The organism is Bacillus cereus group sp. Bc031 (assembly GCF_027716265.1).
In the GTDB taxonomy this organism is placed as follows: domain Bacteria; phylum Bacillota; class Bacilli; order Bacillales; family Bacillaceae_G; genus Bacillus_A; species Bacillus_A paranthracis.
In genome coordinates, this window is the sequence record NZ_JAQFUL010000114.1 from 1 (window position 1) to 12,792 (window position 12,792).

A 12,792-nucleotide genomic window follows, 5' to 3' on the forward strand; every position below is an offset into this window, starting at 1 on the left:
TCTTTTTTAAATAAATAGTACTTTGATAACTAAAAATTCTGTTGTTTTTCAGTTGACATACTACCGCAGGTCTTTTCTATTTTTTATATACAAAATACAATAAAACCCTCCTTCTTCACTTATAACTGTCGTCAGTAAGTTACTTATCAGTGTAATTATTATAGTTACATTAACTCGTGATTATCAATCATTATACGTATGTAATTTTGCATATATAAATAATTAGCATTATCTATTTAAATATCATACAATTTCACACTTTTATTTCTTCTCTTTCAGATATGAATTAAAAAACACGAAGACTTAAAAGTCTTCGTGTTTTTTGAAATATACATATTGCTACACCTGTCATTGAATTCATAACTAGAATCTTTTTACTCATAAAAAGTCAATTTTCTTCTGGATAATATCCATACCTAAACTTTTTTAATTTATTAATTCTATGTCTTGGCTCTATTTGATTTTCTAGTTAAATCCTTACATATCTTTCTTTATAATATCTCCTAACTCCGTCCAATTTGTAATACACGGGATGTTGAGATGTTGATTGTAAGAAGTAGTTTTTGCATACACATTTATCGGTTTTCCTATTAACGTTTCTAAGACTGCCGGCTTATCATCAAAGAAATAGTTTAATTTTATTTCTTGTATGAAGTGTATTTTTTCTTCATCCTTCATTCCATAGAAAAAGCGATCTTCATGTACTGGAAAACCTTTTTCTATTAACCATTTTTTGTTTGCTCTCCATGCTCTTTAGGTCGCGCCGTTATATAGTAAATTTCATGTCCCTGTCTTTCTAATTCTTGCAATGTCTCTACTGCATACGGAAACGGTGAACAAGAAGTATAATAAATTTCATCCAGCAAACTATTCCACATATGACTGCCTTCCTCCGAAGTCATGCCAAATGCTTCATGAATTTCAATTGTTTTTAAAGAATGAAATATATCCAATCCTATTTTTTTGTTTAATTTTTTATTATATAAATGAAAAGCATGCTGCCTTAAATCAATTAACGTATCATCGATATCAAATCCAAACTTCACTCTTCATCGCTCCATTCTGCCATCCATCTATCGAAAAATATAAGTAGTTTTTATTCTCCTTATATTTTCCGATATTCTGGATAGCCAATAAATCTATAGTCTTTTCCAACCTGGGTAAATGATATATCCTTAAATTCAATCGCATCTTGCATTTTAGTAATACCAGTCCCCTCTACAAAGCTAGGCGCCAATCTGCCCCCAATAATTTTTGGTGCGACATATAATATAAGTTTATCCATCAATTTATTTTCAATAAACGAAGCATTTACCTCTCCACCACCTTCAATAAGCAGGGAGGAAATTCCTTTTTGCCCTAAAACATCAAGCATTTCATATAAGTTTATATGCTTTTCTCCGCTAGTAACAAATACTTTGACTCCTGCATTTTCTAATGCCTTCTTTTTTTCCGCTGCATGATTATTTGTTGTAAATATCCAGGTAGGGGCTTCTCCATCTGTAACAACGTTAGCTTCCATTGGTATGCGTAATGTTGAATCCAAGATTACGCGAATTGGATTTCTTCCATTTGGAATACGCGTTGTCAATGATGGATTATCCTTTTGTACAGTATTCGCTCCTACTAAAATGGCTGCATTTTCATTTCGTATTTGGTGTACTTCCTGTCTTGCCTCTGTAGATGTGATCCACTTACTATCCGATAAAGAAGTAGCAATTTTCCCATCTAATGTAACACCCGATTTAATCGTTACAAATGGGCGCTTTGTCAAAATATATTTATTAAAGACTTCATTCATTTTTTTAGATTCTTCTTCACACACTCCTACAAGTACTTCAATACCTGCATCTTGTAGAATTTTAATTCCACGTCCAGAAACAAGTGGATTTGGATCAAGTGTAGCAACTACTACTCTCTTAATACCTGCTTGTACAATTGCTTCTGCACAAGGGCCTGTTCTTCCATGATGAGAACAAGGTTCAAGAGTTACATAGATTGTACCTCCACGGGCCTGTTCTCCCGCCATACGTATCGCATGTATTTCGGCATGTGGTTCTCCAGCCTTCATATGTGCTCCAATCCCTACAATTCGGTTATCATTTACAATTACAGATCCAACCAATGGATTAGGAGTGGTTTGTCCCTTCATAGCCTTGGCATTTTCTAATGCTAGCTTCATATACAATTCATGCTCAAGCATGTAAGTGTCCCCCTTCAAAATGTCCAGAACGTTGAATCTTCGTTTGCAAATATTTCTCATTAAACTCTGAGACATCACCCCATAACGGTTCACGGCTCGTAACATTTAATCCCGCGTTTTGTAACGCTTCTAATTTTTTCGGATTATTTGTAATAAGTTTTACAGGTTTTGAGCGTAGTGCTTTTAATACTTCAATTGTATCATCATAGTTTCGAACATCATCTTCAAAACCTAGGTTCAGATTAGCTTCTACTGTATCTAATCCATTTTCTTGCAAGAGGTACGTCATCGCTTTACTAAACAAGCCAATCCCTCTTCCTTCATGATTCGCTAAGTAAAATAAAGCACCTGAACCATGTTCTGAAATCATTTGTAAAGACTGCTTTAATTGGAATCCACAGTCACAACGTTTACTCCCAAAGATATCACCCGTGTGACAAATACTATGCATACGAATTAGGGCATCTTCAGAATTCTCAAAATCACCATATACAAGCACACTAGATTGCTGCATATCAGCTAAATTAATAGATGAAAGTTTTTCAATAATCCCTTCTACACTATTTGTACCCTCACTACATTGTAACCAAGAATACCATTGGAAAACTTTAGTCTCCCCATATAAATTAATTGGCAATTTAATAGGACCTACTAAATAAATATCCTTTCCATCTTGATGTATAAATTGAATTTTATCTTCTAACATATGAATTGTATCTGTTGTAACCATTAGGTACCTCCTAGTATAGAGAATCTCTAAAAATCCTCTTCCATCGTTATATTTTTTATTGTTTAACTTACACAACGTAAGTGTTTTTACAGATGATATTCTTTTTTCTCTCAGCTTATATGCAATATGTACCATCACAACTTTAGCCATTTAAAGAAAAGAACTTTAGTTACATAAAACTACTTAGTTACTTTATGTAAGTTAGTATATATTTGTAATAAATTTACGTCAAGTAATTAATTATAAAAACATTTGTTACTAACAGTAATATGTTATATAATTTATTTTAGGAGGTGAAGGAAAATGAATGATTCTACATTATGCCCTCGCTTTGAAAAAGGAATGAAATTTTTTAGTCAACGATGGACAGCACTCATTATTTACCAACTTTTCTCTGGACCTCAGCGCTTTTGTACGCTTGAATCTTCTCTTCCTGTTAGCGGAAGATTACTTTCAGAAAGATTGAAAGAATTAGAACTGGAAGGAATTGTAGAACGTAAAGTCTTTCCTGAGACACCAGTTCGTATAGAATATTCTTTAACTCAAAAAGGATTTGCTTTAGAAGCTATTATTCGCGGAATAGAAGAATGGTCACAGGAATGGATAGAGCTTGAGGAATAATATAAAAGCTTTTTCGTATATAGTTTTAAGTAATCAAATTACAAATACCTATGGTTAAAACGCTAGTTTTTCAGCCATTTATGAAAAATTAGCGTTTTTTAATAAATAAAATGCAAGAAATAAAAAAAGGTGATCAAAACGATCACCTTTTCCCTTTAAAGATTAAAATAGTATTTCTAACACTTTTTATTCATACATACTCGCTTAATAAAAAGAACGAAGAAACTTTTGTAACTAAACAGTTTTATTTTCACAATACAGATAGCTTCCCCCGCTATTTGCGGACACTAAGACCACTACTAATTAAAGTTTCACTTTATTACTTATGAAATTTCACACGCTCTTCAAGTGGTTGGAATTCTTTTTCTCCTGGTGCAGCCGTTGGATTACCAAATGGCATTTGTGCAATGAGTTTCCAATTAGCAGGAACGTTCCATTCTGTTTTTACTTCATCATCAATTAATGGATTATAATGTTGTAAAGATGCTCCTAATCCCTCTGCTTCTAAACCTGTCCACACGACTAATTGGTGCATACCTGATGCTTGGTGTGACCAAATTGGGAAGTTTTCAGCATATGCAGCAAATTTTTCTTGAAGCGATTTAACGATAGACTCATCTTCAAAGAATAGTACTGTTCCATAACCAGCTTTAAAGGAATCCATTTTTTGTTGCGTTCCTGAAAAATCTCCATCTCCTACTACTTTTCTTAATGTTTCAGTTGTAATATCCCATAGTTTATCATGAGCTTCACCAAATAATACAACTAATCGCGCAGTTTGAGAATTGAAAGCAGATGGAGTATATTTCACAGCAAACTCCACGATTTCTTTAATTTTTTCATCCGATACTTTTACCTCTTTATTAATCCCATAGTAAGTACGTCTTTCTTTCAGTGCAGTATAGAAATCTTTTGTCATAATTCAATTCCTCCTGAGTTTTAATATTCTTCAAAATCATACATCTCATAGATAATATGCGTTTAAAAGAGTTCATTTTTAAATCATTGAACTTCTTAACACCCATTGCCAGTCATTCTAAATCTAAACACACTGCTTTCTTCAGTTTCCCTAAAAAGCCTTATAACATTATTCGGTACTATTTTACCCATTCTCCATTCAGATATTCTACGTGTTTCATATTTACACAAATATGAAACTAACCTTAAATTGATAGTCAAAAAAGCCAGGTAACACGAATAACGCATTACCTAGCTTTTTACATTTTCAAATTCAATTCAAATAACCATACTTAATGAATAGTTGTAAAAATTATACTCGTTACTTATTTAATAATTAACATCTCATAGGGATGTTGTTCCATAAATCTGTTCTCCCATGGAATATCTAATGACGTCCAATTTGAACCGCCATCTACCGACTTATAAACCCCTTTATTACTAAATAAATAGAACGTTCCATCACTTGTTGCCTTTAATACTGGTATGATTGTGCCCTTAGGAGTTGGTAAACCTGCATTCATTTCTGTCCAAGGCTGATCTTTTTCTTTCTTATAAATAAATGATTCACAATTTCCATTATTGTAATCGTGTGCTACGTGTGGATTTGAAGATGTCGCGATAATAATATTTTCTGGATCATTTGGATTAACTGCCATTTGGTATGCGTAATGATGCTTTAGCCCACTACACATATAGTTCCACGTCTTACCTCCATCATTACTCTCCGCATACTCGTGACCTGGTTCTTTCAAGAATGAATCACCTAACACCCCGTATAAACGATTTGGAGCATTGCGATGTGATGTAAGAATGTGAATATCTTGAGGGTAGTTCCCTTCTTTTTCCTCAGTCCATGTCTTACCACCATCTACACTTTTAATTAATCCCCCGACCTCAATCGTTGTATATATAGTTTCTAGATTATTAGCATCAATTTCAATATGTTTTACGTGGTGCGTATATGTTCGTTGCGGAAAGAACCATGATGAATACGATGGCATTTGTCGATAATCCGTTAGCAGTTCAAAGCTGTCTCCTCCATTTTTAGATACAAACATTGCGCTCGGTTCAGTTCCTACATATACGATCCCGTTACCGTCATCTCCCTTTGCTGGAGATACAGCAACTGCTGTAATAGCTCTCATATGAATGGCATTAGCCGGGAAAACTTCACCGAAGGAAGGTAACGTACCAATCGCTTCCCATGAACTTCCCCCATCTTTACTTCTCCATAATCCCCTATCAAAAGTACCACAATACATTCTTTCTGGATCGTATGGATCTAAAGCTAACGCAACTGGATTCGCACCTACAAACTGTGATTGGACACTCCATGTTGAGCCTTTTTTTTCTGCAATTACAAGCTCTCTATCAAACGCTAATATGAATTTTTCCATAACTAAAATCTCCTCCTCGTTTCATAATATATCTACTGTATTATTTAAATTTTCGCCATTACAATTTAAGAGGCGAATTTTATATGCTATAGCATATAAAAGATAAAATTTATAATCAATATGTGATTAAAAACTTACATTAAATATTTTGTTAATTTCACATCAGTGCGATGAACAAGATACCCTGTTCACTCATATAAGTCCATATGCCACCTCCAAATAACTTACAATATACATGCTATAGCATACATATTATAGAATGCATGATTACATGTCAAACTTTAATACTGTCTTAGAGTAAGTTCTCTACATAGCCAAAAGCAATTCAACAGCCATTATATAAACGCTAATCAAATAAACAGAAACATTTTATTGAATAGAAAATAAAAAAGAGTGCAACTTTGCACTCTTTTTACTCATTCTTTAATCTTAGAAATCAAAGTTATCAGGATCTGGACCAACGCGGTGATTTTGGTTTAACGCATCGATTTTTTCCATATCTTCTTTCGTTAATTCAAAGTTAAATACATCAGCATTTGCAATAATACGGTGTTCTTTCGTTGATTTTGGAATTGTAATTACTCCATTTTGAAGATCCCAACGTAAAATCACTTGTGCTGTTGTTTTACCGTATTTCTCAGCAATTGCCTGTAATGTTTCATTATCTAATAATTGACCTTGCATTAGTGGTGACCATGCTTCCATTTGAATACCTTGTTCTTTACAGAAAGCTTGTAATTCTTTTTGTGTTAAACGAGGATGGTATTCTACTTGGTTGATCATTGGCTTAATTTCTGCATCTTTTATTACATCTTGCAAATGATGAATTTGGAAGTTACTTACGCCAATTGCACGTACACGCTTTTCTTTATAAAGCGTTTCTAACGCTCTCCACGTATCTTTATATTTCCCTTCTACAGGCCAGTGAACAAGATATAAATCTAAATAATCTAGTTTTAATTTTTTTAAGCTCTCTTCATATGCAGCAATTGTTTCTTCATATCCTTGATCTGCGTTCCATACTTTTGAAGTGATAAATAATTCTTCTCTTGAAATTCCAGTCGCTTCAATACCAGCGCGAATTCCTTCACCTACAGCTGCTTCATTTCCATAAATCGCAGCTGTATCGATGCTACGGTATCCTGCCTTAATTGCTGATTTAATTGCTTCTACAAGTTCTGGTCCTTCTTCTACTTTAAATACGCCTAAACCGAACCAAGGCATTTCTACACCGTTATGCAATGTTGTTGTACTTTGTAAGTTTTTCATTATATTTTCTCTCCTTTTATTTTACTTGATCTCGTTTTTCTAATGACATACTCCATGCTGTTAAAATAACAGCACCTACTACCATAATGCCGCCTACCCAAGCCGTATGAATTAACCCTAACGAATTCGTTACAATACCACCTAAATAAGCACCAAGAGCAATCCCGGCGTTAAACGCCGCAATATTAATTGCCGATGCAACATCGACAGCACTCGGTACAAATCGTTCAGCTAACATTACGACATATACTTGTAACCCTGGAACATTCATAAATGCGAATAGTCCCATAAAAATAATTGTGATTAACCCCGCTACCTTAAATGGTGCTGTAAATGTTAAAACAAATAATATAATCGCTTGAATAAAGAACATGTAAAATAGCGCTCGAATCGGATTATGATTCGATAATTTCCCGCCAATCACATTCCCTATTGCAATGGCGATTCCATACACTAATAAAATGATAGTAACCGTATTAGCTTTAAATCCTGTTACTTCTTGTAATAACGGAGATAAATACGTAAATGTTACGAATGTTCCCCCATATCCTAATGCAGTAATGATGAAAACTAGTAACAGTCTTCCGTTTGTAATTAATTTAAACTGATCGCGGAATGATACAGACGCACCTTTTTTCATATTAGATGGAATGAGAATACTATTTGCGATTAAGGCAATAATTCCAATTACTACAATTGCTAAAAATGATGTTCTCCAGCCAAATTGTTGACCAATAAATGTTCCAATTGGTGCTCCTGTAATAGTTGCAACTGTTACACCAGTAAACATAATGGCAATGGCGCTAGCACGTTTATTTTCTGGTACAAGTGCCGCAGCAATCGTTGAACCAATTGACATAAACACACCATGCGAAAGTGCAGAAACAATTCGCGCAATAAGTAATACAGTGAAACTTGTTGCGACAGCTGCAATTCCGTTACCAATAATGAAAATAATCATAATCCACATTAATAACGTTTTTCGTGACATATTAGCTGTTAACGACGTTAATACTGGAGCACCAAATGCTACGCCTAACGCATATAAAGAAACTGTTAAACCAGCTGTTGTCACCGACACATGTAAATCTTCCGAAATAGATGGTAATAAACCGACACTAACAAATTCAGTTGTCCCAATCCCGAACGCACTAATTGCTAGCGCTAATAACGCAAATATACTTCTTCGATTCGTCTGAACTTCTGCAGACGATGCTGTATATGAATTCAATTGATTTCCCCTCTTCCCTATAATTCTTATCATAATAGTGCGATAAAAAGGCCTTTTTATCTTTCAAAACATATATTTAATCTCTACAAACGCTATTATGAATGGTTTCATTCTCTTTTTAAAGAACGCACTTTAAAGTACTATAGATACTTTTTAGTACCGTAAAGCTTGTCTCTCTCCTACATGTACTATTATGAAATATATTTAACATAATGAATAGTACGCACTTTAAAGTGCTGTAGGTACTAAAAAGTAACATAGTTAATTACTAGTACCATAAAGCTTGTTTCCCTCTCACATGTGCTATTATGAATGATATTTAACATAATAAAAAGTACGTACTTTAAAGTACTATAGGTACTAAAAAGTAACATTTATATAACCTAGCTTATTTTGCTCAAAAATTGAAATCTACATTCCATGAAAAAGACTTTCAAATGAAGAAATACCCTTTCCCGTAGAGGGAACTTTAGAGGACATTACTTAAACATATTAAGGTCATGCTCATTACCACAGAGAAATAATAAAAAGGCAAAAACGAACAGAAATTTGTTCATTTTTGCCTTTTTTATTTAACAATTAAAATGTACGACTTTTGGAAAGGAAATCTTTATCGGCTCCCGTTACACCACTTTGCCCCCAGTTTCCTGGAATCATTTCACGAATAAGAATTAGCACTTTATCTAAAGGTGCATGCGTATATTTAGAGGTTAATTGTGTAAGCTCATTTACCCACTTATCCTTCGTCTCTTGATCAAATGTATTCCATATATCAATCTTAATAATAGCCATTCCATCAACGTTACCAGACGATGTATCGTAGGACTCTTTTGTCTCCCAATTGGACACCCTACTTTTCTCAGCAAAGGTAGCATCACTTGCTACCGCCCCAGCTTTCCCCCAATTTTCTTTCTCAAGTTCCGTTATCAACACTTGAATTTTGTCAGGGACAATTTTTAATCGTGTTATTGTAAGTTCCGTTACATTATAAATGAATTCCTTCTTTTCTTCTGTTGACATGGTTGGCCAAGTATTTAGTTCAATTAATGGCATAGTATTGCCCCCTAAAGTTAATTAATTATTTATTCACTAGCTACAACTATTGGTTTAAATGATTTTTAACTGCCCTTACTACCAATTCGTGATCTTCTTCTGGTGGTAATCCTGATACTGTTATCATTCCAATAACCCCTAAGTTTTTTACTCTGATAGGAAAGCACCCGCCAAACGCAGCATATTCTGAAGTATCTAAAAGATATTTTTCATTATATGAAATTCCAGTTATTTCACTTTGTATCTGCATATAATACGAGCTACGATCATGCAGGGAAACGACTCGCTTTTTACGCTCAATCCATTTCGTATTTTCCGCATTTGTCCCTGTCATCTTGAAATGAAATAATTGCACACCGTTTTTTGTTATATCAACAGCAATCACTTTACCCTCTCGCTTTGCTGTTTCCACGATAAATAAACCTAGTTGCAAGGCATCTTCATTTGTAAAAGAGGTCAATTGAAGTGTTTCCTCCTCTTTTAAAATTTGTTTACTTATTTCATTTAAATTTGAAGAACTCATATCTTTAACCTCCATAATTGTTTTATGCCACTGCGGCATTTTTTGAAATTATTAGGCCACATAGTACAACCTTTCAATCAATTTGATTCTAAATAAAATGCTGTAACATCGGTGGTAACTAGTACCGAAAAGCTTGTTTTCTTCTTACTGGCGCTATTATGAATGATATTCAAAATTATAAAAAGTACGCACTTTAAAGTGCTATAGGTACTTTAAAGTACTATTTTACTTATCCCTATCTTACAGAGACTATTATGAAATATATTTAACATCTTAAAAATGTATGTACTAAAGAATAATATTTTTCATATCAAACTTTTTTGCTCAATGGCTGTAATGCAAGCCCATCAAATTTTTGTATAAAAACAAACGAAAAAGAAAAGAATCTAGCCGATACTAGATTCTTTTCTTATCTACAAAATACTCTTATATTTCTTTTGAGTTGTTAAAAACGAATTAGAATAATGACTTAATACTTGCTAAAACAGTAAGTACACCTACAATAATAACAAATACGTTACTCATTTTCCCTTTGTACTTAGCTAATACCGGTACTTTTTGAATCGCATACATCGGTAATAGACATAAGATAGCAGCAACTAGTGGACCACTTAGAGAATCAATAAGTCCAAGAATACTTGGATTTGTATAAGCAACAAACCAGCATGATAATACAACAAAAGTAAGGACGATTGTCTTAATTGTTTTTTCTTCAATATCTTTTCCACGTGATTTACCAAACTTAATAATCATGTCACGCATTACTTCAAATGCTCCGATATAATGGCCAAGGAAAGACTTTGTAATAGCCACAAAAGCAATGATTGGAGCTGCAATCGTGATCACAGGTGAATTAAGCTCATTCGCAAGATATGAAAGGATTGATAAGTTTTGTTCTTTTGCCATTTTTATATCATCTGGAGTCAAGCTCAATGCGCTACTCCAAACGAAGAACATAACAACAGCGAATGTCATAATATAACAAACCTTTTGTATTTGCGCACATTTCGCATCAGTGGCTTCGATTCCATACGTAGCTCTCTGTTTCACAACAAATGATGAAATCATAGGTGAATGATTAAATGAGAATACGATGATTGGTAGAATCATCAATATCGTCCCAAAATAGCCTGTTCCTGTTGAAGCAGTTGAAACAGCTGAAAAACTAAGCATTGACGTATTCCACTGTGGAATTAAAGATATTGCGATAAACAGTAGAGAAACGATGAAAGGATACACTAACATACTCATTACCTTTACAGTAATATCTTGACCAAAATTTAGTATAGCGATAAGACCAAGAACTAATACAAGTGATAAAATTGCTCTTGGAGGTTCTGGCATGTGCAATTGATGCACGATAAAACTACTTGCAGTGTTTGTAAGCGCAACCGAATACATTAGTACGATTGTATAAATTGAACCGAAATATACGATGTTAAAAATGATACTCGCTTTATTTCCAAAATACTCTCTAATTGTACCTGTGATCCCCTCATCAGCAGAATTAGAAGCGTATATCATTTTAGCAAGCGCCCTATGTGAGTAGTACATAACTGGATATGCAAGCAATGTAATTAGCAGTAAAGATAATAAACCACCTGAACCTGCATTAATCGGTAAAAAGAGCACCCCTGCTCCAATTGCAGTTCCAAATAGACTGATTGCCCATGTAGTATCCTGCTTATGCCACTTTTTCGGATCAGCATATTGCTCATTGTTTAGTGCGGTATTTTCAGCTTGAACTTCTATTTTCTTTGCAGTATTCCCGTTCATATAATAACTCCCCCTTGTATCTATTCCTGCATCTCTCTTTGCATCTAACAAATATTCCCTTTCTGGAAAATGAATTCCTTACAAGTTGCCCCACATTGTATGTCCTTCATCATAATGAATCCAAATTGAAACATTCGCTAGTTAGCGTCCTAATATAATTGTTAGCGTTCACAAAAAAGTTTACTCGTAATATCCGCTCTTTATATAGAGACCCCTTAAAAGAACAATATGGAATAGACTTCATAAATACGTTGCAACATTTCTAATAACAGTGTATTACTTTAATGGTTTCTCTTTTTTACTTTTAACAGTAATTTTAGCTAAACCGGCCTCTCTTCATTTGCGAGGCATTTCTTTCTCAATTCTATACCATTACTTTCATAACTTCGGTAGCACCGATGATATTGCTTACACAAGCCACTGAAGTACTTTACATACATTTCGCCTCTAATCACACACCTTTCTTACTAATAATCGCATTTTTTATATTTTCTCCAGAGATAATAAAATTTCTCTCGACGCCCTCATTATAACGTGTATATTTATAAAATTAATATTTTTATATTTTCAGAAATATTAACCGGATATAATTTTACATGGATAACATTTTACAGTTCGCATGCAACCCTTGTTCCTATCGCTTAAAACTGAATGAATTAGCATAAAACACAGTCATATATTATTTATCCAATTTACTCATTATAAAGATACTTATATTCTCCTTTGTCAAAAAAATTCATTTTAATTAAAAAAGATATTCTAATAAATAATTAACGTAGTTAAAAAGAAATATCTTTTTGAATATACCAACCAATTTTCAGGATATATATTATCGACATTGCATTCATATACATTTTTAGGAAGCTACCTTTTACTTGATGGCAATAAGAGGACCGCTAACATTTTACAAAAACCTACGCTAAACGCAAAAATACAATAAGCTGCCCATATCGGGCCATAGCCATCAAGTTTAAAAAATAAGTCCGATGCCTTTTGGCATCGGACTTATTTTTTAAAACTTGAGAGTAG

10 protein-coding genes and 1 pseudogene are annotated in these 12,792 nt (G+C 33.7%); 1 reads left to right on the top strand and 10 read right to left on the bottom strand.

What is annotated here, in order from left to right; translation table 11 throughout:
- Positions 1-477: 477 nt before the first annotated feature.
- The 3 genes and pseudogenes from PDQ33_RS26270 to PDQ33_RS26280 all read right to left on the bottom strand — a co-directional run bounded on the left by PDQ33_RS26270 (position 478) and on the right by PDQ33_RS26280 (position 2,933).
- Positions 478-1,046: pseudogene (locus PDQ33_RS26270) on the bottom strand (5' nucleotidase, NT5C type).
- Positions 1,047-1,105: 59 nt separating this feature from the next.
- Positions 1,106-2,203: a bifunctional diaminohydroxyphosphoribosylaminopyrimidine deaminase/5-amino-6-(5-phosphoribosylamino)uracil reductase RibD gene (ribD, locus tag PDQ33_RS26275; protein WP_061131029.1), complete on the bottom strand. Its 1,098-nt coding sequence runs from the start codon at positions 2,201-2,203 to the stop codon at positions 1,106-1,108.
- Positions 2,196-2,933: a GTP cyclohydrolase II gene (locus PDQ33_RS26280; RefSeq protein ID WP_076875556.1), complete on the bottom strand. Its 738-nt coding sequence runs from the start codon at positions 2,931-2,933 to the stop codon at positions 2,196-2,198. The genes ribD and PDQ33_RS26280 overlap by 8 nt, the downstream gene beginning before the upstream one ends.
- A gap of 303 nt (positions 2,934-3,236) precedes the next feature.
- On the opposite strand from PDQ33_RS26280, the gene PDQ33_RS26285 reads away from it, so the two are divergent.
- Positions 3,237-3,554, top strand: coding sequence for a winged helix-turn-helix transcriptional regulator (locus PDQ33_RS26285; protein ID WP_001000102.1), 318 nt, complete (start codon positions 3,237-3,239; stop codon positions 3,552-3,554).
- A 319-nt stretch (positions 3,555-3,873) separates the two neighbouring features.
- On the opposite strand, the gene PDQ33_RS26290 is transcribed toward PDQ33_RS26285, so the two are convergent.
- The 7 genes from PDQ33_RS26290 to PDQ33_RS26320 all read right to left on the bottom strand — a co-directional run bounded on the left by PDQ33_RS26290 (position 3,874) and on the right by PDQ33_RS26320 (position 11,763).
- Positions 3,874-4,473: a nitroreductase family protein gene (locus PDQ33_RS26290; protein WP_061131030.1), complete on the bottom strand. Its 600-nt coding sequence runs from the start codon at positions 4,471-4,473 to the stop codon at positions 3,874-3,876.
- A gap of 364 nt (positions 4,474-4,837) precedes the next feature.
- Positions 4,838-5,911, bottom strand: a complete 1,074-nt coding sequence (locus tag PDQ33_RS26295) for a WD40/YVTN/BNR-like repeat-containing protein (protein ID WP_061131031.1) — start codon at positions 5,909-5,911, stop codon at positions 4,838-4,840.
- A gap of 429 nt (positions 5,912-6,340) precedes the next feature.
- Entirely contained in the window at positions 6,341-7,180 is an 840-nt protein-coding gene (locus PDQ33_RS26300; RefSeq protein ID WP_000793581.1) for an aldo/keto reductase, read from the bottom strand.
- A 16-nt stretch (positions 7,181-7,196) separates the two neighbouring features.
- Positions 7,197-8,411, bottom strand: coding sequence for an MFS transporter (locus PDQ33_RS26305; protein ID WP_061131032.1), 1,215 nt, complete (start codon positions 8,409-8,411; stop codon positions 7,197-7,199).
- 579 nt (positions 8,412-8,990) lie between these two features.
- Complete coding sequence (locus tag PDQ33_RS26310) at positions 8,991-9,464, bottom strand: tautomerase family protein (RefSeq protein WP_061131033.1); 474 nt, start codon at positions 9,462-9,464, stop codon at positions 8,991-8,993.
- 46 nt (positions 9,465-9,510) lie between these two features.
- Complete coding sequence (locus PDQ33_RS26315) at positions 9,511-10,026, bottom strand: heme-degrading domain-containing protein (RefSeq protein ID WP_142243303.1); 516 nt, start codon at positions 10,024-10,026, stop codon at positions 9,511-9,513.
- 417 nt (positions 10,027-10,443) lie between these two features.
- Entirely contained in the window at positions 10,444-11,763 is a 1,320-nt protein-coding gene (locus tag PDQ33_RS26320; RefSeq protein WP_270756873.1) for an aromatic amino acid transport family protein, read from the bottom strand.
- Positions 11,764-12,792: the final 1,029 nt, after the last annotated feature.

What these genes read in the sequence shown, in the direction of transcription:
- ribD (WP_061131029.1), bottom strand. Translation starts at nt 2,203, where the DNA reads ATGCTTGAGCATGAATTGTATATGAAGCTAGCATTAGAAAATGCCAAG.
- PDQ33_RS26280 (WP_076875556.1), bottom strand. Translation starts at nt 2,933, where the DNA reads ATGGTTACAACAGATACAATTCATATGTTAGAAGATAAAATTCAATTT.
- PDQ33_RS26285 (WP_001000102.1), top strand. Translation starts at nt 3,237, where the DNA reads ATGAATGATTCTACATTATGCCCTCGCTTTGAAAAAGGAATGAAATTT.
- PDQ33_RS26290 (WP_061131030.1), bottom strand. Translation starts at nt 4,473, where the DNA reads ATGACAAAAGATTTCTATACTGCACTGAAAGAAAGACGTACTTACTAT.
- PDQ33_RS26295 (WP_061131031.1), bottom strand. Translation starts at nt 5,911, where the DNA reads ATGGAAAAATTCATATTAGCGTTTGATAGAGAGCTTGTAATTGCAGAA.
- PDQ33_RS26300 (WP_000793581.1), bottom strand. Translation starts at nt 7,180, where the DNA reads ATGAAAAACTTACAAAGTACAACAACATTGCATAACGGTGTAGAAATG.
- PDQ33_RS26310 (WP_061131033.1), bottom strand. Translation starts at nt 9,464, where the DNA reads ATGCCATTAATTGAACTAAATACTTGGCCAACCATGTCAACAGAAGAA.
- PDQ33_RS26315 (WP_142243303.1), bottom strand. Translation starts at nt 10,026, where the DNA reads ATGCCGCAGTGGCATAAAACAATTATGGAGGTTAAAGATATGAGTTCT.
- PDQ33_RS26320 (WP_270756873.1), bottom strand. Translation starts at nt 11,763, where the DNA reads ATGAACGGGAATACTGCAAAGAAAATAGAAGTTCAAGCTGAAAATACC.